The 21,164-nt window shown below is 51.6% G+C and carries 19 protein-coding genes; 11 read left to right on the forward strand and 8 right to left on the reverse strand.

Annotated features, from left to right (window positions below; all coding sequences use genetic code 11):
- Positions 1 to 179: 179 nt before the first annotated feature.
- From HHI26_RS25460 to HHI26_RS07205, 5 genes are all read right to left on the reverse strand, one after another.
- Entirely contained in the window at positions 180 to 1,460 is a 1,281-nt protein-coding gene (locus tag HHI26_RS25460; protein WP_241008233.1) for a hypothetical protein, read from the reverse strand.
- Between the two features lie 312 nt (positions 1,461 to 1,772).
- Positions 1,773 to 3,092 (reverse strand): cytochrome c, encoded by a 1,320-nt coding sequence (locus HHI26_RS07190; RefSeq protein WP_241008234.1) that lies wholly within the window; start codon positions 3,090 to 3,092, stop codon positions 1,773 to 1,775.
- Complete coding sequence (locus tag HHI26_RS07195; RefSeq protein WP_171148842.1) at positions 3,092 to 4,861, reverse strand: GMC family oxidoreductase; 1,770 nt, start codon at positions 4,859 to 4,861, stop codon at positions 3,092 to 3,094. The genes HHI26_RS07190 and HHI26_RS07195 overlap by 1 nt, the downstream gene beginning before the upstream one ends.
- A gap of 20 nt (positions 4,862 to 4,881) precedes the next feature.
- Positions 4,882 to 5,610, reverse strand: a complete 729-nt coding sequence (locus tag HHI26_RS07200; protein ID WP_171148843.1) for a gluconate 2-dehydrogenase subunit 3 family protein — start codon at positions 5,608 to 5,610, stop codon at positions 4,882 to 4,884.
- Positions 5,611 to 5,919: 309 nt separating this feature from the next.
- Positions 5,920 to 6,939 (reverse strand): LacI family DNA-binding transcriptional regulator, encoded by a 1,020-nt coding sequence (locus tag HHI26_RS07205; RefSeq protein WP_171148844.1) that lies wholly within the window; start codon positions 6,937 to 6,939, stop codon positions 5,920 to 5,922.
- A 367-nt stretch (positions 6,940 to 7,306) separates the two neighbouring features.
- On the opposite strand from HHI26_RS07205, the gene HHI26_RS07210 reads away from it, so the two are divergent.
- The 4 genes from HHI26_RS07210 (at position 7,307) to HHI26_RS07225 (ending at position 11,172) form a co-directional block, all read left to right on the forward strand.
- Positions 7,307 to 8,230, forward strand: coding sequence for a substrate-binding domain-containing protein (locus tag HHI26_RS07210; RefSeq protein WP_133843564.1), 924 nt, complete (start codon positions 7,307 to 7,309; stop codon positions 8,228 to 8,230).
- Between the two features lie 234 nt (positions 8,231 to 8,464).
- Complete coding sequence (locus tag HHI26_RS07215) at positions 8,465 to 9,643, forward strand: Gfo/Idh/MocA family oxidoreductase (protein WP_171148845.1); 1,179 nt, start codon at positions 8,465 to 8,467, stop codon at positions 9,641 to 9,643.
- Positions 9,644 to 9,653: 10 nt separating this feature from the next.
- The gene (locus tag HHI26_RS07220) at positions 9,654 to 10,595 is read left to right on the forward strand and encodes a sugar phosphate isomerase/epimerase (RefSeq protein ID WP_171148846.1); all 942 of its coding nucleotides are present in this window, start codon (positions 9,654 to 9,656) and stop codon (positions 10,593 to 10,595) included.
- A 205-nt stretch (positions 10,596 to 10,800) separates the two neighbouring features.
- Positions 10,801 to 11,172 carry a hypothetical protein gene (locus HHI26_RS07225; RefSeq protein ID WP_159338615.1) on the forward strand — a complete coding sequence of 124 codons (372 nt, stop codon included), beginning with the start codon at positions 10,801 to 10,803 and terminating at the stop codon, positions 11,170 to 11,172.
- Positions 11,173 to 11,220: 48 nt separating this feature from the next.
- On the opposite strand, the gene HHI26_RS07230 is transcribed toward HHI26_RS07225, so the two are convergent.
- Positions 11,221 to 12,024 (reverse strand): DUF4225 domain-containing protein, encoded by an 804-nt coding sequence (locus tag HHI26_RS07230; protein ID WP_171148847.1) that lies wholly within the window; start codon positions 12,022 to 12,024, stop codon positions 11,221 to 11,223.
- A 295-nt stretch (positions 12,025 to 12,319) separates the two neighbouring features.
- On the opposite strand from HHI26_RS07230, the gene HHI26_RS07235 reads away from it, so the two are divergent.
- Positions 12,320 to 12,682 (forward strand): hypothetical protein, encoded by a 363-nt coding sequence (locus tag HHI26_RS07235; protein ID WP_171148848.1) that lies wholly within the window; start codon positions 12,320 to 12,322, stop codon positions 12,680 to 12,682.
- A 39-nt stretch (positions 12,683 to 12,721) separates the two neighbouring features.
- Here the strand turns inward: HHI26_RS07235 and HHI26_RS07240 are convergent, their stop codons facing one another.
- On the reverse strand, positions 12,722 to 13,531 hold the full coding sequence (locus tag HHI26_RS07240; protein WP_133843572.1) for a DUF4225 domain-containing protein: 810 nt from the start codon (positions 13,529 to 13,531) through the stop codon (positions 12,722 to 12,724).
- Positions 13,532 to 13,826: 295 nt separating this feature from the next.
- Between HHI26_RS07240 and HHI26_RS07245 the strand changes: the two genes are divergently transcribed.
- Positions 13,827 to 14,198 (forward strand): hypothetical protein, encoded by a 372-nt coding sequence (locus HHI26_RS07245; protein WP_171148849.1) that lies wholly within the window; start codon positions 13,827 to 13,829, stop codon positions 14,196 to 14,198.
- Positions 14,199 to 14,257: 59 nt separating this feature from the next.
- Here the strand turns inward: HHI26_RS07245 and HHI26_RS07250 are convergent, their stop codons facing one another.
- The gene (locus HHI26_RS07250; RefSeq protein WP_241008235.1) at positions 14,258 to 16,372 is read right to left on the reverse strand and encodes a DUF4034 domain-containing protein; all 2,115 of its coding nucleotides are present in this window, start codon (positions 16,370 to 16,372) and stop codon (positions 14,258 to 14,260) included.
- Positions 16,373 to 16,599: 227 nt separating this feature from the next.
- Between HHI26_RS07250 and HHI26_RS07255 the strand changes: the two genes are divergently transcribed.
- The 5 genes from HHI26_RS07255 to yjiA all read left to right on the forward strand — a co-directional run bounded on the left by HHI26_RS07255 (position 16,600) and on the right by yjiA (position 21,163).
- Positions 16,600 to 16,911: a chorismate mutase gene (locus HHI26_RS07255; RefSeq protein ID WP_133843574.1), complete on the forward strand. Its 312-nt coding sequence runs from the start codon at positions 16,600 to 16,602 to the stop codon at positions 16,909 to 16,911.
- Between the two features lie 73 nt (positions 16,912 to 16,984).
- On the forward strand, positions 16,985 to 17,470 hold the full coding sequence (locus tag HHI26_RS07260; RefSeq protein ID WP_167864014.1) for a GNAT family N-acetyltransferase: 486 nt from the start codon (positions 16,985 to 16,987) through the stop codon (positions 17,468 to 17,470).
- 281 nt (positions 17,471 to 17,751) lie between these two features.
- On the forward strand, positions 17,752 to 19,905 hold the full coding sequence (locus HHI26_RS07265; protein ID WP_133843578.1) for a carbon starvation CstA family protein: 2,154 nt from the start codon (positions 17,752 to 17,754) through the stop codon (positions 19,903 to 19,905).
- Between the two features lie 65 nt (positions 19,906 to 19,970).
- Positions 19,971 to 20,174, forward strand: a complete 204-nt coding sequence (locus tag HHI26_RS07270) for a YbdD/YjiX family protein (protein ID WP_133843580.1) — start codon at positions 19,971 to 19,973, stop codon at positions 20,172 to 20,174.
- 29 nt (positions 20,175 to 20,203) lie between these two features.
- Positions 20,204 to 21,163 (forward strand): GTPase, encoded by a 960-nt coding sequence (gene yjiA / locus HHI26_RS07275; protein ID WP_167864012.1) that lies wholly within the window; start codon positions 20,204 to 20,206, stop codon positions 21,161 to 21,163.
- Position 21,164 lies beyond the last annotated feature (1 nt).

Here is a 21,164-nt window from a genome sequence, read left to right on the forward strand (position 1 = left end):
TTACTTTTATAACTTAATTATTACCTGTTCAGATAGCCAGTTATCTGGCCTGACAGTATACATTATATGGAAATCCTGCAGAGGGAGGCCGTTCACGGATCATCATAAGACAAATAATATTTAAAAAGCGGAGAAATCCCCCTCTGATGTTAAAAACCAGAGGGAGATAAAAGGAAGCATTATTTTTTAGCGAGATAGACTTCTTCGCTCCGATAGTCGCCATTTTCATTGTAATAAGTGTAAGACGCGATAATCATATCTTCGCCATTATAGTTTACATAATGTGGCTGTAAGAAGGCCTCGACCGGAAGAATGCGCTTGGTGGTTTTGTCTGCAAGATCGGTTTTCCAGATGCAGGCATAACCACCCTCATTGTCAAAATAGAATGACGAACCCCGTCCCCAGACATAATTGCGGTCATAACTGTAATCCGCCCCTTTGGCGGTATCCGCCTGCGGCAGGAACACGTTCATACCGGCATCCGGCCGGTCATGCGGGAAGACGTACATCCCTTCGTCAATCTCGCTATTGCTGCGATCGGCGGAGGCCAGACGCCACTGGCCGTCCGGGGAAGTCAGCCGGCTGTTGCACTCGTTACTGCCACAATAGCCCACCCACTTCTTGTTGGCGGGTTCGCTGGCTGGCGGGGTCACCTCTATGATATTGCCGATCTCTTTCGCAGACACCTTCAGCGCAAAAGCCTGCGGCGTCGCAAAGTCACTTTCGCTGTTCACCGCCACGCCCGGCGCCCGGTATTCCGCCACAGAATAGAGAATATCGCCTTGGGCTGCGCCGTTTTTATCCAGCAGTGACAGCTCAAGGTTATATCCCTCGTACACCGCCTCTACCCGGGGTTTCTCTCCGTCTTTCAGCCTGAGAAGAAACGCGCCCTTCTTCTGATCTTTTTCGACATACAGCACCACAAAGACAATCAGGTCATTATTCACGATGCGGTGCGTCAGGGTGCTGAGATAATGCCCGCTGGTGCCCACGGTCAGATTGGCAACATCACTGGAGGTGATTAACGGACGGACGCGCCACGGCTCCTCTGACAGCGTGAAACCGGCTTCACTCTTTAATCCGGGGGCGACAGGTTTATCCAGCTTATCGCCGGGACGGGTAAAGACATCACTGATCTTGTGATAAACCCCGGCGCGCGACAGAATTTTATTGCGCTCAATGTAACGCTGCTTAATGCATTCCGCGTCGGTACCACAGCGGTTTCTTTCTGCCAGCCACTTGCGCTGATCTCTGGCCAGCGTCCCCACGTCGTAGCTGTTGTCCATCGCTTTCACAAAGTAACCGTTGGTCACGTTATCCAGCCCGGAAAGATACGTATCCGCACAGATAGTTTTTTCCGTTTCATTCAACCCGGTTAACGTGCAGTCAAAACCGGCAGCGAGCGCGTTCTGCGCCAGCAAAGAAAACCCGAGTGCGATGCCATACTTTAGCTTTATCATTTCTATTTCCTTACGCCCTTTCCATCATGTCATTCTTATTAGCAGGTGTTTCTGGCTTTATTCCAGCGAGGCATTTATCCCGTTATCCAGGCATTCTGTCGGCAGCAAGGCCATGTGCCAGAAAAGGCAAAGATAAGGTCATTCTCAAGCCCGGCACTATAGCACTGCGCTGTTAAAAAATAACCATTCGCGATAAGCGTCCGCTTCCAGTGCCTCAACACAAACACTGATCGGCCAGTTCATAAAAATGATGGGAAACGTACAGGCGCTAAGGTCACTGGTCTGCCGTTGTTCACGGCAGACCAGACACACTTACTTCATCGCCGGGGTGGGCAGTTTCTGCTGGGCACCGGTTTGCTGCCGCAGGGTGGCCACTTGCTGCTGGGTGACTTCATTACCCTGATTCCCCCAGGAATTACGCACAAAGTTCAGCACCTGGGCAATCTGGGTATCATCCATTTTCCAGTCAAACGCAGGCATGCCTGCCGCCGTCTGTCGCGCTTCGGTATGCGGGGCACGCGCGCCACGCAGCATCGCATGGATCATATTGGTCGGGTCATTCTGCATCGCATGATTTCCGGCAAACGCCGGAACCATACCGCTAATCCCTTCGCCCTTCAGACCGTGACAGGCGGAACAGTTCACCTCATAGCTTAACGCTGCATTGCTGTGGGCCGCTTCATCCATACGGAAACCCTGTGAGACCGGTGTGGAAGATGGCGTAACACCACGCAGATAAGTGGCAATGGACTGCAAATCGCGCTCATTGAAATACTGCGTGGAGTGCTCAACCGCTTCCGCCATCGGCCCGGCGGCGACACTGCTGCCGTTCGATCCCGTTTTCAGATACTGGGTGATGTCCTCGTCGCTCCAGCTTCCGGTGCCGGCATGCGGGTTGGGGGTGATATCCGGTGCAAACCAGGCCCCCAGGCTCCCGCCCTGTAAATAGGCACTGCCGATCTCACCGCCCAGCGCATTGCGAGCGGTATGGCAAACACTACAGTGCGCCGGACCATCAACAATGTACTTGCCGCGATTCCACTCCTCATTTTTCAGCATGTCCGGCTTAAAGCCATTATTGTTGAAGAACAGCATATTCCAGCCTGCCATCGCCAGACGAATATTGTAGGGGAAGTTCATCCCCGCATTTTCATCAATGCGCTGCTTCACCGGCTCAAGACTTGCGAAGTAAAGCCACAGATCGTGCATGTCCTTATCGCTGATCTGAGTGTAGGCGGTATAGGGCATCGCCGGGTAGAGCAGGCCATGATCGCCCCGCCCCTGACGCACGGCGTTAAAGAAATCACGCTCGGTCATCCTCCCGATGCCGGTATCAACATCCGGGGTGATATTGGAGGTTTCCAGCACGCCAAACGGCGTATCAATTTTATAGCCCCCGGCAAAGTTCGGATTGTGGCAGGCGGCACAGTCCGACAGGCGCATCACATATTCACCGCGCGCGATGGCGGCCTTATCCGTGCTGCGCACATCAGCCAGCGCCACCTGATCATCCGCGACTGCCGAGCGCGAACTTTCCATCACCACCCACAGACGGCCAAACGCCGCAATCCCAACCAGTACGGCCAGCGCGGCAATTCCGCAGCTTATTTTCTTTTTTCTGCTCATGTTCATTATGCCTCCACCAGCGGCGCAGGATTTTTCATGTAGGTCTGATAAATCGCCTGCGCGGCGCGGATGGCCAGCGCCCCCACGGTGACGGTTGGGTTGTAGCCGCCGTTATTCGGGAACGCCGATGCGCCAACGACGAACAGATTGTGGGCATCCCAGCTTTGCAGGAACGGGTTCAGAGCCGAGGTCGTCGGGTCCGCGCCCATCACCGCACCGCCGATGGTATGCGAGCTATGCTGTTGATACGGGTTCCAGCTTTTCTCTGACTGGTTATCCACCACCAGATGCTGCCCACCGGTCTCTTTCATGATCTTAACGGCACGATCGGTGACGTACTTAGCCATGTTGATATCGTTCTGGTTCCAGTCAAACGTCATGCGCAGCAGCGGCTGGCCGTGGCGATCTTTGTAGCGGGGATCGAGGTCGAGGAAGGCATCACGTACCGGCATTGATGTGCCCTGGCAGAAGATGGTGCCCGCCGTCTGATAGTCACGGGCATAGCCTGCTTTCCACTCACTGCCCCAGCGTCGTGTGCCCGGACGCAGGTTATCCATGTTCTGGATCGGGCGCCCGTTAGTGGAGAAACCCATAATGCCCGCGCCACCGATAAAATCTAAATGGCTATGGTCGAAGTTATCGCCATTGAAATCATCAATCTGCACGGCCAGTGCGCCGCCACCAATAAACGGGTTCATCTTTTCGTTATCAAAGAAGCCGGTCACGGTTGAACAGGTCTGGTAGTTGTAGTTACGGCCGATGGTGCCGCGCCCGGTGCGCGGGTCATACTGCTCACCCACCCCGGACAACAGCATCAGCCGCACGTTGTCCATCTGATAGGCGGTAATGCAGACGATATCCGCAGGCTGAAAACCTTCCTCGCCCTCTTTGGTTATAAATTTCACGCCCTTCACGGTCTTGCCGTCGTCATGCTTCACTGCGTGCAGCACTTCGGTATCGGTCAGCAGAGTGAAGTTCGGGCGGCGCATCAGGGCCGGTAAAATACAGGCCTGCGGCGAGGATTTAGAAAAGTTACCACAGCCGTGAAAATCACAGAAACCGCAGTAGGTACAAGGCCCCATTGTCACCCCCAGCGGATTCACATAAGCCTGAGAAATATTGCCTGCCGGAATGGTGAAGGGGTTGTAGCCCATTTTTTGCGAGGTGTTTCTGAATTTGCGCATCCAGTGGGTGTCTTTCAGCGGCGGGGTCGGGTATTCGCGTGAGCGCGGGCCTTCAAACACATTGCCGCCCGGGCGTTTTTCTCCATTCAAATTCCCGGCAATGCCGGACGTCCCGGCGATACGCTCAAAGCGATCGTAAAGCGGTGCCATCTCATCATAGGTGACGCCCCAGTCCTGTAACTGTAGCCCCGCCATTTTTGCCGCACCGTAGCGTTCGCGCGTCTGGCTGGCCACCTCGAAATCCCACGGTGAAAAACGCCATGACATCCCCGCCCAGTGTGTCCCTGCACCGCCAACGTTCCAGCCAAACTGGAAGGCCGACCAGTTTCGTACCGGGGCGGCATCCTGCCCACTGCGGTTACGGAAGGTGGTGGTTTCCACGCTCATGGGCTGCATAATTTTACGGCGGGATTTCCAGCGTAATTCATCCGGGTCAACGGCCGGGGGGAAGTCGGTTGAGGTATCGCGCCAGGCCCCACGTTCAATGGCCACCACGTTTAATCCGGCACGGGTCAGTTCTTCTGCCATGACGGACCCCGCCCAGCCCAGGCCGACAATCACCACGTCGGCGCGGTTTCTGATATGTGACATTTGCTTTGCTCCAGCTATTTTTAATCGTTTGGAATCAGGCTAACCGGAATCAGCTGCAGATCTTCATTGTGGCGGTCAACATAAGGGCGGTAGTCATATCTTGCGCCTGGAAAACCAATCATTTTCCAGCCGGACATATTTTTATTACCACCATAGATAGGATCGGCCAGATAGCCTTCACGTACGTTTTGCAGCATCAGTTCAAATAACGCCTGGCTGTTGATATCACTGCCAAGGTTAATTTCCCCTTTTTCCATTTTCGTCAGGAAAATATCAATCTGATCGGCGTTCAGTGAATGGAAGGATCCCCGGTGCTGGCTCTGCGCCCAGGCTTCTAATGCTTTCAACCCGGTGAGATAACGTTCGCGCGGTGAGGTAAGAAACTGCGGGCTGCCCATCAGTTTTTCTTCGTTTTCCGGCTGTAACGGTCCATCCAGATAGAGCGCGGCGCCGGAGCCGTAATCCCCAGCCAGCTCTGCATCAATGAACTCGATACAACCTGATTCACTGGCTGAGGGGCCGAAACTGTCAGCGGGGATCAGACGATCGAACAGCGCAGCCAGGTTTTGTCGATCGGTTTCATTGGTCAGGACCCGATACCCCTTCTGCCAGGCAGGCTGAGGCAGATGGTCGGTGCTCATCTTTGTATCGAGCGGGACCCCCTTCATCTCTTCCGCCCGTAACTTCGGCGTCACGGCCAGCGCCGCCACGATCGAACTCAGCGAAAATATCGCTTCTCTGCGGTTCATGTGTATTTCCTTGATGAATTTAAGACGTCGTTATCCCTGCGAGATAATTAAAGCTCTCGCACAAAATGGCAGAATATCTTTGCCATTATTTTTCATAAACCAGAGGTAATTAAATCGACGCAGGCCCCCAGGCATAATATTCAGCCTGTTTGAGTCGTCATGATTGAAAGAGAGTGTGACTTATCTCCGGAATTATCCGTTTTTATTTTTAGCGGGGTGTGTACAGCGGAAATAACCACACCCCATGTTACCCTTTATATTTCAAACTTCAGAGGCATGGGTTGCCCTCATGCATCTGAATCACTGACTTCAGAATGATGGCTCGCGTTTCAGATGCGACTGCCGGACGCGTATTTCGCCCCAGCACCAGTCACCTTCCGCTGTGCTGACGTCATCGATCAGGCGGTTGAGCGCTTCATTAATCAGCCCTTCAATCCCCTGACTCCAACTGGTCAGCATCCAGTCATCGGAGGCAGCATCATCGATATCATCAAACCCGACGATGCCGATCTGCCCCTGTCGGCCATAGTGTTTTAACGCCTGCATGGCACCCAATGCCAGGATGTCGTTTTCGCAAAAAATCGCATCGACGACATCCGTACCTGATTGCAAATAGTCGTTCATTGCCCGGTAACCGTTTTGACGGTCGTAATGCCCGGCATTCAGCACCTGTTCAATGGCAAAACCGTTCTGCTGTAACCGATGCTGATAACCTTCCATCCTGAGCAAATGATGGCCTTCGGTATCCGGCCCCTTCATATAACCAAAACGCTGGTAACCCTGCGTCAGCAACAGTTGGGCAATCTCCTCCCCGGCGCGAAAGCCATCAATGTTGACCACGTCGATCTCGTCGGTGTCGTTATTACGGCACACCTGCACCAGCGGGATATGGTGCATATCATGCGCAATGGCAATCAGCTCTTCCGTCAGGATGGTGCCGAGAAACAAAATACCGTCCACCTGGAGCTGATCGGCCATCGACAGCACCGAGCGGTAGTTCTCCCCAGGGGTAATATTCAGCACCAGCGCCATATTACTGCGGGCCTGAAGCTGCCGGGTGACCACATCCAGCATCATCATGGAGTGCGGATTTTTTAACTCATCAATCACCACACCGATAATCTGCGTTCTTTTCTTCGACAGGCTGCGCGCCAGCAGATTGGGCCGATAACCCAGCTCTTTCGCCGCGGCTTCTACCTTCTCACGCGCCCGATCGGAAACCGATGCTCCCGGCGTAAAGGTGCGGGATACCGTCCACTTAGATACTCCCGCCCGTTTTGCCACATCGTTGGCGGTGGTTTTATGGCGCATTTTTACATTCTTAGTCATAACACCTGCGTTCTGGAGTCTGGTAACCCTGCATTGAACGCTAAACGCCGGTGAAAATAAACTGTCCGCCGCGATATCTGTACCCTGGCGCTGTCGTCTTAGGAGTTCCCCTACTAATGTTGCGATTATGTTCGATCTCTGCACCCGATTGCAATTATTTTTGCAATCGGGTGCAAGGTGTTATTTTTTTGTGACGGAAACCGATGATTTGATCTTTCGGGGATTGACTAAATTTTAGGCGTAGCCGACATTCCTCAGACGCACCGGGAAGCCACCTTCACATCGTGGCAGATAACGGTCCTTTTTTGCACCCGGTTGCATAAAAATATTTCTATAACGATAAAACCTCAACCTACGGAATAACCCAATGAAAATATTCAAAGTATTACTGGTAATGTTCAGTGCCCTGCTGGCATTCGGCGCACAGGCAAAGACCGTGAAGGTCGGCGTGGCGTTGGCTAACTTCGATTTAAATTTTGTCTCCATTCTACGCACGCAGATGATCGGCGAGCTGAAAAATCTTGAGATGGACAGCCAGTTTTCTGATGCCAAAGGCGACGTTGCATTGCAGATTCAGCAGGTTGACGATTTTATCAACCAGGGCGTGGACGCCATTATCCTCAATCCGGTGGATACCCAGGGCGTTCTGCCAATGATGCAGGCAGCGAAGCGCGCCAACATCCCGCTGGTGTTCGTTAACCGTAAACCGGAAGTCAAACTCGGTGCGGGCCAGGCCTATGTCGGTTCGGACTCGGCCCTGAGCGGCAGGCTGCAAATGGAAGCGATGGCGAAGAAAATGAATTACAAGGGCAATATCGCCATTCTGATGGGCGCACTCTCCAACGAAGAGGCACGCGAGCGTACCAAAGCGGTGGAAGAAGTGATCGCACAGCATAAAGAGATGAAAGTGATCGAAAGACAGAGCGCGAAATGGCAGCGTAACGAAGCGGTGGATGTGACGTCCAGCTGGTTGCTCAACGGTGCGCCGATTGACGGCATCGCTGCCAACAATGACGAAATGGCGATTGGTGCAATCATGGCAATCAATCAGGCGAAGAAATCCAACATCGTTGTAGCAGGCATTGATGGCACGCCGGATGGTCTGCAATTTATTAAAAATGGCGAAATGGCTGTCACCGTCTTCCAGGATGCCAAAGGCCAGGCTATCGGGGCTGTAAAAGTGGTTAAGTCACTGGTAGAAAAACAGAAAACCGAGACCTACAACTGGATCCCTTATGAGGTTGTCACCAAAGAAAACTACCTGAGCTTCACCGAGAAAAATAAGAAGTAAGCCGAAGGCACCCACTCTGTGGGCGAATAAAAAAACAGATGCACCCGGGTGCATTTTGTTGAAATTTTGTGATCAACCTTGTGAGTTTTGCATGATGTCGATTGACTTAATATTCGCCATCTTGAAGAGTGCAGCACATGACAAGCAGTTGCATCACCGCTTTTCTCAGTTTGAAACGAACACGATTACGCCCTATTTTGCACCCGGGTGCACACAACAACTCAGGAGTCGAAAATGTTAAATGGTGAAAGAAAAATCCCCCGCCCACTTCGCTGGGCAATGATTGGCGGCGGCCGCCTGAGCCAGGTCGGTTATAAACACCGTAGCGGTGCGCTGCGCGACAACACCGCCTATCAGCTGGTGGCCTGCGCATTCGATATCGATGCCGCACGCGGCCGGGATTTCGGCGTTAACCTCGGCGTGGCCGCAGAGCGTTGCTACGACGGCTACCAGCAGTTGCTGGCGGAAGAAGCGAAGCGTGATGACGGTATCGAAGTCGTTACCATCGCTACGCCGAACGGCACCCACTATGAAATCACCAAAGCGGCGCTGAATGCGGGTATCCATGTAATTTGCGAGAAGCCGCTGTTCTTCACCACAACCGAAGCGCGTGAAATCAAAGCGCTGGCGGCGGCCAAAGGGCTGATCGTGGGTGTCACCTACGGCTTCTCCGGCCACCCGCTGCTGATGCAGATGCGCGCGATGATCGCCAACGGTGACATCGGCGACGTACGCATGGTGGAGTTGCAATACACGCACGGCTTCAGCGCCAATGATAGCGCCGACAAGTTCAGCGAAGCCCAGAAGTGGCGCGTTGACCCGAAAATTGCCGGGCCAACCTTCGTGCTGGGCGATATCTCTACTCATACCTTCTATATCTCACAGCTGGTGCTGCCAGATCTGCACATCAAGTCTTTGCTGTGTGACCGTCAGAGCTTTATCCCGTCCCGCGCCCCGCTGGAAGATAACGCGATGGTGCTGATGCATTACGAAGGCGGCGCAGTAGGCCGTATGTGGGCATCATCAATTAATGCAGGTTCCATGGACAGCCAGTTTATTCGCGTGATTGGTTCACAGGCCAGCCTGGAGTGGAACGACTATAATCCTGGCGAACTGAAGTATGAAATCCAGGGGAAACCCACGCAGATGATGCATCACGGTATGCCTTACCTGGATGAGAGCGCACTGGCCGATGAACGTCTGGGCGCGCTGCACACCGAAGGTCTGGCCGAATCCTGGGCCAATATTTATCTGAAATTTGCCATTGCCATCAGCGCCCAGCAGCGCGGTGACCAGCAGACGCTGGATACCCTGATTTATCCCGATATTGACGCCGGCCTGGAAGGCGTTCGCTGGATTGAAAACTGTGTACGTTCTGCCGACAACGGCTCCACCTGGGTCAATTACGAGTAAGGTTAGCAAGATGAAATTATCGTTCTGTACCGACAGCCTGGGCCATCTGCCCTTCGAACAAATGCTGGATAAATTACTGGAGCTGGGCGTTTACGGCGTGGAGATGACCACCGGCGGCTGGTCGGGCGCGCCTCACCTGCGTACAGATGAACTGCTGGCAAGCAAGGCTAAACGCCAGCAGGTTCTTCAGGCGCTGGAAAGCCGTGGCATGCAGATTGCCGCGCTGAACGTGTCCGGTAACCCGCTCGACCCGGGCGAGCTGGGCCAGCGCCACAAAAGCGACACCGACAAAGCGTTACAGCTGGCTGGTGAGTTTGGCGTGAAGAAAATCGTGATGATGAGTGGCCTGCCGCCGGCCAGCCCGAATGACACCATCCCGAACTGGATCACCTATACCGTAAGCTGGCCGCCAACGCTGAAAAACTGCCTCGACTATCAGTGGAACGAGGTCGCGATCCCTTACTGGCAGGGGCTGGTTGCCCGTGCCAAAGAGTGCGGCGTAGATAAATTTGCGCTGGAAAACTTCAGTTCCATGCTGGTGTGGAACCCGGAAACACTGTTCCGCCTGCGTGATGCCGTTGGGTCAACGGTGGGCCTGAACCTCGACCCAAGCCACCTGCTGTGGATGGGCGCGGACCCGATTGCCGCGGCACGTGCACTTGGTCCGGCGATCCACCATGTACACGGTAAAGATGTGCGCCTGGAGCGCGGTCTGGTGGGAATTAACGGCCTGCTGGAAACCAAACCGGTAGAAGATGTGGCAAACCGTGCATGGAACTACGTGGCGGTTGGTTGCGGTCAGGATCTGCAGTGGTGGAAAGAGTTCTTCTCCGTTGTGCGCATGATGGGCTACAACGACTGGGTATCGCTGGAGATGGAAGATCTCACCATGTCTGTTGAGGCCGGCGTTACCTCATCCATTGCTGCGCTGCAACAGACCATCAGCCAGTAATCCGATATTCCCGGGCTGCACGCTGTTGCAGCCCTGCTTTATCGCTTTCTGCTTATTTCGCCATAAATCGCTAATTATCCATTTTTAGGGGTATTGATGGTTTCCTCTTTCCCAAACCTGTCTTTCAACCGCCGTATCCTCTACTCTCACCGCAGCGCGACCTGATAAGGGAATGACAAGGATGATTGAATAAAAGGAGGCCACCATGACCGAATTAGAAAAGGATTTACTCGCCAACGGTTTTAGCGAAAACGATTTGAAAAAACTCAGAAGGGCCAGAGAACGGGCGAAACAAGATGAGCAGGTCGAGGGTGATAATGCGTTAGATTATGATGATACGTTGAGAGAGGAGATCAAGGTATTGGGTTCAACTTTCTTGTGCATTACATATGCTATTTTAGTTATACTCATTCTTTTTAATACATCACGAATATCAGAAGAGTACTCAACACTAGAGATGATGACACTAAGTTTTATCATTACCGTGTTTGTTTATTTATGTTCAAGCATTGCTAATCCATTAATGCTGGGATTAAAATCATGCTTATACAAAAAAAGATTTAAAAATAATAAATAAAAATGCCACGCATTAAAATCGTGGCAACTCAGAAATTATTATTAAATATTACAACTCACCACCTGAATGCATTCCATAAATAAACCTCAAGTTATTACCTGAAACAACCACTTCCAACATTAAAGATGCTTTACTCATCCTGCCAACCTGAATATAAAAATCAGATGGAATGAATTTATAGAGTCGCCAGGCATCTGCTTTGAGGCTCATTTTAAAGACACCGTAGGCGGAGCTGACAATCTCCATAGAATGATAAGTTGTAAGCCCTATCCTCAGGTCAAAACCCATAAATTTAGCAACACCTACATAAGCATCTTTTAAAAAATTTGGTGGATCTTCTTTTCCATATAATTTTAAAATATTTTCTAACATTGAAGTCCCACTGCTTATAATAATGTAAGAGCCAGCAATTTTCCCCACCATGGATCCCGCTTTAATTGCACTCCTTGCTATAGAAACCCCGCCGGCTAGCTGCACAGTACCCATGACAAGATTCACAGCATCAATGGTATAACCCAGCTCTTTATTATACTTCTCCATGCTGACTGTAAGAAATATCTTTGCCTGCCCCATCGTCAGCCGGTCGCCCTGAGTGCTGATGTTATTGCTCTCCTCCATGATATTATTAATGGCGGCTTTGCACTGAGCATCACTTTTAGACTTATTGATTTCATGAAGATTAGCGTTAGCAAACGCTTTCACCTCGTCAAGAAACCGGGCGCGGATAAAGTGATCGCGTATATGTTTCCCGGCAACGATCTCTGCCACCCGGTATAAATCCGAGGCAGCAGACTGCCCCATTGCAGCGAAATACTTTTTATCGTTACTTCTTCTGTTTAGATAAATATCCATAAATTACTTCTTCTCCTTGAAGTACATTAACTATCTCATCAGGATTTTATTAACAAATTAATTATTCGATGTCACGCGGAAGAGGTACAGAATATCGAGATACACATGGTAACTGCACTTTTTTGATGGAAGGAGATTAAGCTTAATGAAAAATAAATAGTTAATAGTCCATTTTTCATGATGCAGATGAATTTTCTTATCCCAGGACTGTCTTTCAACCGACTTATCCTCTACTCTCACCGCAGCGCGACCTGATAAGGGAATGACAAGGATGATTGAATAAAAGGAGGAAACCATGACCGAATTAGAAAAGGATTTACTCGCCAACGGTTTTAGCGAAAACGATTTGAAAAAACTCAGAAGGGCCAGAGAACGGGCGAAACAAGATGAGCAGGTCGAGGGTGATAATGCGTTAGATTATGATGAGACGTTGAGAGAGGTGATCAAAGATCTGGGCTCAAGCTTTTCATTAATCATATATATAACATTAACCATGCTTTTTCTCTTGAATGCCACATGCATATCAAAAGAGTATCCAACATGGAAAATAATAGAAGGAAATGCCTTTATCATCTGCATTGTCATTATATGCTCATCCGTCGTATTCCCCGTACTGTTAGGGTTAAAATCATGGATGTACAAAAAAAGAATAAAATAATAATAAGCCACGCTTTACAACGTGGCAATTTACAACTAACTATGGCGTGGACTTATTATTAAAATTCATGCCAGAAATCACCCTCAAATTATTACCAGAAACCAGTATTTCAAGAGTTAACGATGCTCTACTCATCTGGTTAACCTGAATACGAAAATCAGCAGGAATAAATCTATACAACCTATGTGCGCCAGGCTTGAGGCCCAGTCTGAACACGCCATAGGCGGAACTGATGATTTCCATCGAGTGGTAGGCTGTCAGACCTAACTTCTTATTAAAGCCCATGAACTTAGCCGCCCCAACGTAGGCATCTTTCAAAAAACTAGGTGGGTTAGCATCACCATTTAATTTATAAAGACTTTCTGTTGCTGAACTCCCACCGCTAATGGCAACGTAGGAACCTGCGATCTTCCCTATCAGAGATGCCGTTTTAATTGCACTCCTTGCTATAGAAACCCCGCCTGCTAGCTGCACAGTACCCACGACAAGATTCACAGCATCAATGGTATAACCCAGCTCTTTATTATACTTCTCCATACTGACAGTAAGAAAGATCTTTGCCTGCCCCATCGTCAGTCGATCGCCCTGAGTGCTGATGTTATTGCTCTCCTCCCTGATATTATTAATGGCGGCTTTGCATTGAGCATCACTTTTAGACTTATTGATTTCATGAAGATTAGCGTTAGCAAACGCTTTCACCTCGTCAAGAAACCGGGCGCGGATAAAGTGATCGCGTATATGTTTCCCGGCAACGATTTCTGCCACCCGGTATAAATCCGAGGCAGCAGACTGCCCCATGGCAGAGAAATACTTGTTATCGTTACTTCTTCTGTTTAGATAAATATCCATAAATTACTTCTTCTCCTTGAAGTACATTAACTATCTCATCAGGATTTTATTAACAAATTAATTATTCGATGTCACGCGGAAGAGATACAGAATATCGAGATACACATGGAAACTGCACTTTTTTGATGGAAGGAGATTAACCTTAATGAAAAATAAATAGTTAATAGTCCATTTTTCATGATGCAGATGAATTTTCTTATCCCAGGACTGTCTTTCAACCGCCTTATCCTCTACTCTCACCGCAGCGCGACCTGATAAGAGAATGACAAGGATGATTGAATAAAAGGAGGGAACTATGACCGAATTAGAAAAGGATTTACTCGCCAACGGTTTTAGCGAAAAAGATTTAAAAAAATTCAGAAGAGCCAGAGAACGGGCGAAACAAGATGAGCAGTTTGAGGGAGATAATGACTTAGATTATGACTTTACCTTGAGGCGGGAGATAAATATATTGGGGTCGTGTTTTGCATGGTTTTCATCTGCAATATTATGCATATTAATCCTTTTAAATACATCAGGGATTTCAGAAGGATACACTTTATGGCGAATAATACAGGAAAACCTATTAACGATCATTTTTACTGCTTTAATCTTAAACCTTGTAATTCCACTATCACTGGGCTTCAAATCCTGGCGTTATAAAAGAATAAAGAAAAAGAAAAAATAACCTCAAAAATGCCACGCGCCAACGGCGTGGCATTCCTGTCATATGAGGTCGGGTTTATCTCAAGCTGGCCCCATCCCCGCATCAAAAGTCATTGCCCTGCCGTGCTCATCCATGCGCGCTTTATCGCGACGAAAAGCCATTGATGAACGCAATCCGCCGAACAGGGCACCGCGCTGATAAATCTCGCCTGCACGTTCCAGCAAATATTCATCCTGCGGGCTGATGGCCAGACCGCGATCCACCCAGACTTTTGCCAGATAACGGTTTGCAACGCAGCCAGAACCGGTAAAGAAGGCGTGAGCATAATAGGCGGCGGCGTACTCCTGATTGGCAGGGCGTTCATCGTTCCACAGTGCAGCCAGCACCTCTTCCACCGCAAAGCGACGATCCGCATCGCTGGCGTACTGATTAAACAGGATCAATCCCGACAGCTCACGCGTGGCGCGCTGCCAGACTTCCAGCCCGACATTAGCGGCATTCATCACCCCGATAAACAGATCGCGTGCACGCTGATACTGCTGTGCGTTAACAATCTCGTTTTCACGGGAAATGACGTACCCCAGGTTGTACTGGCAAATCACGTTACCGGCCTCTGCTGCCCGTTCCATCCACGCCAGAGCCTGCTCGCGATTTTCCCAGGCTGTGGCATCGCGGCCATAGCGGCGCGACATCCGGCCCGAATAGAGGTCGTATAATCCGGCCATTGCAGAGGCATCACCGGCGTCAGCCGCGGCCTGCGTCAGGAAAATCCCCGCCTCTTCGGATACAGACTCAAACAGGTTGGCACCTGCCTGGCCGATATCAAGATCGGACTCCAGCGCCAGGCCCAGCGGGATCAGTCGCTCATGGTCAAACTGCCCCTGACGGATGCCATAAAAGCCGTATTTGCTGGCCAGCCCCGCCACCAGCACCTCGTACTGGCAGTCGCCCCACTGCTGACTGCGCTCCAGCCACATTGGGCGCAGGCCAAAGCTGTCCTCAATACCCGCAAAATCCAGGCAGGAGAGTAAAGAGCTGAACGCATCATGAAGCCCAGGATCGGCAACCGGATGATCAACCTGCCATGCCTTGACCAGCGCATCGTAGGCCTGCTGCATCTCTGGCTTGTTCCAGTGCACCTCACCGTCCTCTTCCGTGCGCGCGTAGTGACAAAGGAAGTTGGCAAAACTGCGCAGCACAGAGGCATGCTGGCGCGGAGTCAGGTTGAGTGCTAACAGGGCATCATATTGCCGCAGACAAAAAGCAATGTTCTCCCGATCATCCTCCTCCGGCATTAACGCCACATAGCCGAGATAATCCCAGGCCTGTGTCATGCGTAAACCGTTACGTTCACTTTCGGTCAATCCACGACACCAGTCACTGTCGATAAACGCCGACATTTCCTGATGGCTCCCGCCCCAACGCGGATAGAGGAAATGCACCCAGGAACTGAGGATGGTGTACAGATTCGGGCGCGCGTCCAGCGTCAGCCGCAGCCAGTAAAGCTTACTGTTCTGTTGCTCCTCTTCACTGCGCGGCGATAAACATGCCGGCAGGGCCTGAGGGATAATGGCCAGCTCACTGCCCCCTTCCTCGCGCAACCACTGCATGCCAGCGGCCCAGACCTCCGGGTCGACCTCAGACTGGCGCTGCGTATAGCTGTCGGGCTGTTCACCCAGCGCCAGTGCGAATAACCACTGCGGCTCACCCAGATAACAGCTCAGACGGAAAATACGGAACAGCGCATACGCGGGTTTCGGATGCAAAGGTAGCGCGCGCAGATAGGCGGCAATGCCTGAATCACGCGCCAGTTCCGCCCCCATCCAGCGGTCGTCTGTCACGTAATCACCACCATTTTGAGTACGGATACGGCCCGCGGCACGCTCCCAGTAGCACCCCAGTAGCAGATGAGCATGGTAGGAATCAGGATGAAGGGCGACCCACGCCTCCAGCGCGGCCAGGGTCTCAGCCACCGGCTGGAGCGGGTCGAACAGCATGTCGATGCTCCACTCATAGTCGTACGCTTCACTGACACCGTTCAGCCAGGGCTGGGATTGCTGTTCAAGTAATGCATCGAGTGCCGCAAACTGCTGGCTGACAAACAACGCACGCAGGTGCGCACGGCGTGCAAGAATTGACGCCAGAGGTTCATAATCAGAGGCCATATTATCTGTTCTTCCTGAGTGTTCGCTCATCGCCCTTCCTTTAAGTCAAATTCAGCGAAAAGTCCCTGAGCTATTGAAAAGTTTCATAAAAGATAATTTTTTGAGCCTTCGTTATATCAGCAATATTGAGCAAATTCAGGATAAAAATGATCCAAACCAGAGAAATTTACATTAACGAGGCTGACCGCTTTTCCTGCTGGTCAATGTGCATCACTTTAGGTAAGCTTGATCTACAAAACTAGTACAAGAGATCAACCATGACCTTTACCTGTATTGAAGATGTGAGAAAAAGCATCGACCAGATCGACATCCGCCTGGTGGCGCTGATTGCCCAACGGGGAGAATGTGTAAAAGCCGCCGCGGCATTTAAGAAAGACAGTGATGCCGTACGTGCACCGGATCGTGTGCAGAAGGTGATTGATAAGGTGCGTCAGCAGGCCGCAGAACACCATCTGCCGGAAGAGATTATCGAGAAAGTGTACCGCGCAATGATTGGCGCATTTATTGATTATGAACTGGAACAGCACCGACAACTGAGCGAAAGCAGGACGCCGCCGTCTTCCAGATAACAGGGAGTGGTAGGGTGGTATGCTGTTAATATTGTCCTGTTTATCAGTTGTATTCATCACTAAGGAGTAAGAGATGATCACCTTCCGCTTAATGACAGAAGACGAGTTCCCTGCTTATCTTGAATATTTTATTCCAGATTATGCCAACGAGATAGGGGCAAATTATGGACTATCCCCAAGTGCTTCTCTTGTGAGAGCAAAGCAGGAAATAACAGAAGCGCTTGCGGAAGGCGTTAATACCTGTGGGCAGGTTTTAATGTCCCTGGTTGCGCGATTAGATAAGACTGAAATGCATGTAGGCTATCTCTGGTATAAACCAGATACGATTATGCGTACAGTTTTTATCTACGATTTTCATATCTTCAGCTCTTTCCAGGGCACAGGGCTGGGTAAACAAACTCTTCGCGCCTTTGAAGATAATCTTCGGGAAAAGGGTTTTAAAGAGATTAGACTGCGCGTTGCAGGAGATAATGCTCGTGCTCGCCATATCTATGAGACCAGCGGTTTTGGCGTCACGGGTATCAACATGAGCAAGATTATCGCAGGCCAGAATAACTGATGATATTCATTTGAGACGAGCGTCGGTCTCGCATGCAACCCGCGACGAGACGTTTCCAGGCCCCTGAAAAAACAGACAGCCTCAGTGAGACCCCAGTCACATATTTCCACCCTTAAGTTTACCGGCGAAACCGCTTTACGTCGGTAAGCTACCGCTTAATCCCCCATATCGCCACTCAACGAATTATCCCCCTGCTTTCTGTATAAATTCGCCACCATATCGCTGGTATAAAACTCTTTCGATTGCACACCATCTAACTTCGTATAAATCCAGGTCTCCCTATGAATAAAAACAAGCTATTCAAGCACATACCATGGATGATTCTCGGGATCATCGGTGCGTGTTGTCTGGCCGTGGTCGCACTCAGACGCGGCGAACATATCAGTGCGCTGTGGATCGTTGTGGCATCCGTGTCGGTCTATCTGGTGGCATATCGTTATTACAGCCTCTACATCGCCCAGAAGGTGATGAGACTCGACCCGACCCGCGCGACGCCTGCGGTGATCAATAACGATGGCCTGAACTATGTGCCAACCAACCGTAACGTCTTGTTTGGGCACCACTTCGCGGCGATTGCCGGGGCGGGGCCGCTGGTCGGTCCGGTGCTGGCGGCGCAGATGGGCTACCTGCCCGGCGTGCTGTGGCTGCTGGCGGGCGTGGTGCTGGCCGGGGCGGTACAGGACTTTATGGTGCTGTTTATCTCCCAGCGCCGTAACGGTGCTTCACTCGGTGAGATGATCAAAAATGAGATGGGCCCGGTTCCCGGTACCATTGCGCTGTTCGGCTGCTTCCTGATCATGATTATCATCCTTGCGGTGCTGGCCCTGATCGTAGTGAAAGCGCTGGCTGAAAGTCCGTGGGGCGTGTTTACCGTCTGCTCAACGGTGCCGATTGCGCTGTTTATGGGCATCTATATGCGCTTTATCCGGCCGGGGCGGGTCGGGGAAATCTCCGTTATTGGCGTGATCCTGCTGATAGCGTCGATCTACTTTGGTGGCGTGATTGCCCACGATCCGTACTGGGGCCCGGCACTGACCTTTAAAGACACCACCATCACCTTCACGCTGATTGGCTATGCCTTTATTTCTGCATTGCTGCCCGTGTGGCTGATTCTGGCCCCGCGTGACTATCTGGCCACCTTCCTGAAAATTGGGGTGATTGTTGGCCTGGCCATCGGGATTGTCATTCTGAATCCTGAACTGAAAATGCCGGCGCTGACACAGTACATTGATGGTACTGGCCCGCTGTGGAAAGGCGCGTTGTTCCCGTTCCTGTTTATTACGATCGCCTGCGGTGCCGTTTCCGGCTTCCATGCGCTGATCGCTTCCGGCACCACGCCGAAACTGCTGGCCTGTGAAACCGATGCGCGCTTTATCGGTTACGGCGCCATGCTGATGGAGTCGTTTGTTGCGGTGATGGCGCTGGTCGCGGCCTCGATTATCGAACCGGGTCTCTACTTCGCGATGAACACTCCCCCCGCAGGCCTCGGCATCGTCATGCCAAACCTGCATGAGCTCGGCGGTGCCAACGCGCCAATGATTATGGCGCAGCTGCAGGATGTGACCGCTCAGGCGGCAGCCACCGTCAGCTCCTGGGGCTTTGTGATTTCTCCTGAGCAAATCCTGCAAACCGCGAAAGATATCGGTGAGCCGTCGGTGCTGAACCGTGCAGGTGGTGCGCCAACGCTGGCCGTCGGGATTGCCCATGTGTTTGACAAAATTATGCCGATTGCCGATATGGGCTTCTGGTATCACTTTGGCATCCTGTTTGAAGCGCTGTTTATCCTGACCGCGCTGGATGCCGGTACCCGTTCCGGCCGCTTTATGTTGCAGGATTTGTTGGGTAACTTTGTGCCTTTCCTGAAGAAAACCGATTCACTGCTGGCGGGTGTTGTCGGCACCGCAGGCTGTGTCGGGCTGTGGGGCTACCTGCTGTATCAGGGCGTGGTTGACCCACTGGGCGGCGTGAAAAGCCTGTGGCCGCTGTTTGGTATTTCCAACCAGATGCTGGCCGCGGTGGCGCTGGTACTGGCGAGCGTGGTGCTGATTAAGATGAAGCGTACGCAATACATCTGGGTGACGATGCTACCTGCTGTATGGCTGCTGATTTGTACCACCTGGGCGCTGGCGCTCAAGCTGTTCAGCACCAATCCGCAGATGGAAGGTTTCTTCTATATGGCCAGCGAGTACAAAGCCAAAGTGGCCGCCGGAGGCGCTGAGCTGACGGCTCAACAGGTGAGCAATATGAATCATATTGTGATCAACAACTACACTAACGCGGGTCTGAGTATTCTGTTCCTCATAGTGGTGTACAGTATTATCTTCTACGGCATTAAAGCCTGGCTGAACGCACGCCAGTCCAGTGAACCAACCGATACGGAAACCGCTTACGTTCCGGTGCCGAAAGAAGGGGTTAAGGTGTCATCCGGCCATTAACCCTGTTAAAAGACGGGCGAGGCATGCCTCGCCCTTACTCCGATCTGTACAACAGGGAATACATCATGTTCGATAACTTAGGCGCGGCGAAGAAATACCTCGGCCAGGCGGCGCGTATGCTGGTCGGCATTCCTGATTACGATACCTACGTTGAACACATGCAGACCAATCACCCGGATAAACCGGTGATGACCTATAAAGAGTTCTTCCGAGAGCGCCAGCAGGCGCGCTATGGCGGAGATGGAAAAGGCGGCATGCGCTGCTGCTGATGCAAGACGACTATCAAGGTAGATAACCTATGACCCCCATTGCTGTCACGGTACTGACCGGTTTTCTCGGCGCGGGAAAAACCACGCTGTTACGTCATATTCTGCATGAACAGCAGGACTACAAAATTGCGGTGATTGAGAATGAGTTTGGTGCCGTCGCCGTCGATAATCAGCTACTTGGCGATCGCGCCACGCAAATCACTACCCTTACTAACGGCTGTATTTGCTGTACCCGTTCCGGGGAGCTGGAAACCGCCTTGCTCGACCTGCTGGACAGCCGGGATAACGGCGACATCACCTTCGATCGCTTAATCATCGAATGCACCGGCATGGCCGATCCTGGCCCGATTATTCAGACCTTTTTCTCCCATGAGATCCTGTGCGAGCGCTATCTGCTGGACGGCGTGATCGCGCTGGTTGATGCCGTACATGCCGGGCAGCAGATGGATCAGTTTACTCTGGCGCAGTCGCAAATAGGCTACGCCGACCGCATTCTGCTGACCAAGACGGATATCAGTGGCACGCCGCCGGAGCTGATGGAGCGTTTGCAACGCATCAATGCGCGTGCACCGATTTACCCGGTGATCCATGGCGATATTGACCTGGCGCTGTTGTTTGATACCCGGGGATTTATGCTGGAAGAGGCGATCGTCACGCCAAAACCGCGTTTTCAATTTATCCCACAGCAGCAGAATGCCATCTCCTCCATAGTGCTGGAGCTGGACTACCCGCTGGCACTGGAGGCGGTGTCGAAAGTGATGGAGGATCTGCTGGCCGGTTTTGCCGATAAGCTGCTGCGCTACAAAGGGATGTTGTGGATTGCCGATCAGCCGTGCCGCCTGCTGTTCCAGGGCGTACAGCGACTGTACAGTGCTGACTGGGATCGCGAGTGGCAGGCTGATGAACAGCCTGCCAGCACGCTGGTATTTATCGGCATTGAGCTACCGGAAGAGGAAATCCGTGCGGCCTTTGCCGGCTTAAAACCGTAGC

It is taken from the genome of Erwinia sp. JH02, assembly GCF_013074405.1.
GTDB lineage: Bacteria > Pseudomonadota > Gammaproteobacteria > Enterobacterales > Enterobacteriaceae > Erwinia > Erwinia rhapontici.

Excerpts from the sequence above, each read along its gene's own strand:
- HHI26_RS25460 (WP_241008233.1), bottom strand. The coding sequence starts at position 1,460 with ATGATAAAGCTAAAGTATGGCATCGCACTCGGGTTTTCTTTGCTGGCG.
- HHI26_RS07190 (WP_241008234.1), bottom strand. The coding sequence starts at position 3,092 with ATGAACATGAGCAGAAAAAAGAAAATAAGCTGCGGAATTGCCGCGCTG.
- HHI26_RS07195 (WP_171148842.1), bottom strand. The coding sequence starts at position 4,861 with ATGTCACATATCAGAAACCGCGCCGACGTGGTGATTGTCGGCCTGGGC.
- HHI26_RS07200 (WP_171148843.1), bottom strand. The coding sequence starts at position 5,610 with ATGAACCGCAGAGAAGCGATATTTTCGCTGAGTTCGATCGTGGCGGCG.
- HHI26_RS07205 (WP_171148844.1), bottom strand. The coding sequence starts at position 6,939 with ATGACTAAGAATGTAAAAATGCGCCATAAAACCACCGCCAACGATGTG.
- HHI26_RS07210 (WP_133843564.1), top strand. The coding sequence starts at position 7,307 with ATGAAAATATTCAAAGTATTACTGGTAATGTTCAGTGCCCTGCTGGCA.
- HHI26_RS07215 (WP_171148845.1), top strand. The coding sequence starts at position 8,465 with ATGTTAAATGGTGAAAGAAAAATCCCCCGCCCACTTCGCTGGGCAATG.
- HHI26_RS07220 (WP_171148846.1), top strand. The coding sequence starts at position 9,654 with ATGAAATTATCGTTCTGTACCGACAGCCTGGGCCATCTGCCCTTCGAA.
- HHI26_RS07225 (WP_159338615.1), top strand. The coding sequence starts at position 10,801 with ATGACCGAATTAGAAAAGGATTTACTCGCCAACGGTTTTAGCGAAAAC.
- HHI26_RS07230 (WP_171148847.1), bottom strand. The coding sequence starts at position 12,024 with ATGGATATTTATCTAAACAGAAGAAGTAACGATAAAAAGTATTTCGCT.
- HHI26_RS07235 (WP_171148848.1), top strand. The coding sequence starts at position 12,320 with ATGACCGAATTAGAAAAGGATTTACTCGCCAACGGTTTTAGCGAAAAC.
- HHI26_RS07240 (WP_133843572.1), bottom strand. The coding sequence starts at position 13,531 with ATGGATATTTATCTAAACAGAAGAAGTAACGATAACAAGTATTTCTCT.
- HHI26_RS07245 (WP_171148849.1), top strand. The coding sequence starts at position 13,827 with ATGACCGAATTAGAAAAGGATTTACTCGCCAACGGTTTTAGCGAAAAA.
- HHI26_RS07250 (WP_241008235.1), bottom strand. The coding sequence starts at position 16,372 with ATGAGCGAACACTCAGGAAGAACAGATAATATGGCCTCTGATTATGAA.
- HHI26_RS07255 (WP_133843574.1), top strand. The coding sequence starts at position 16,600 with ATGACCTTTACCTGTATTGAAGATGTGAGAAAAAGCATCGACCAGATC.
- HHI26_RS07260 (WP_167864014.1), top strand. The coding sequence starts at position 16,985 with ATGATCACCTTCCGCTTAATGACAGAAGACGAGTTCCCTGCTTATCTT.
- HHI26_RS07265 (WP_133843578.1), top strand. The coding sequence starts at position 17,752 with ATGAATAAAAACAAGCTATTCAAGCACATACCATGGATGATTCTCGGG.
- HHI26_RS07270 (WP_133843580.1), top strand. The coding sequence starts at position 19,971 with ATGTTCGATAACTTAGGCGCGGCGAAGAAATACCTCGGCCAGGCGGCG.
- yjiA (WP_167864012.1), top strand. The coding sequence starts at position 20,204 with ATGACCCCCATTGCTGTCACGGTACTGACCGGTTTTCTCGGCGCGGGA.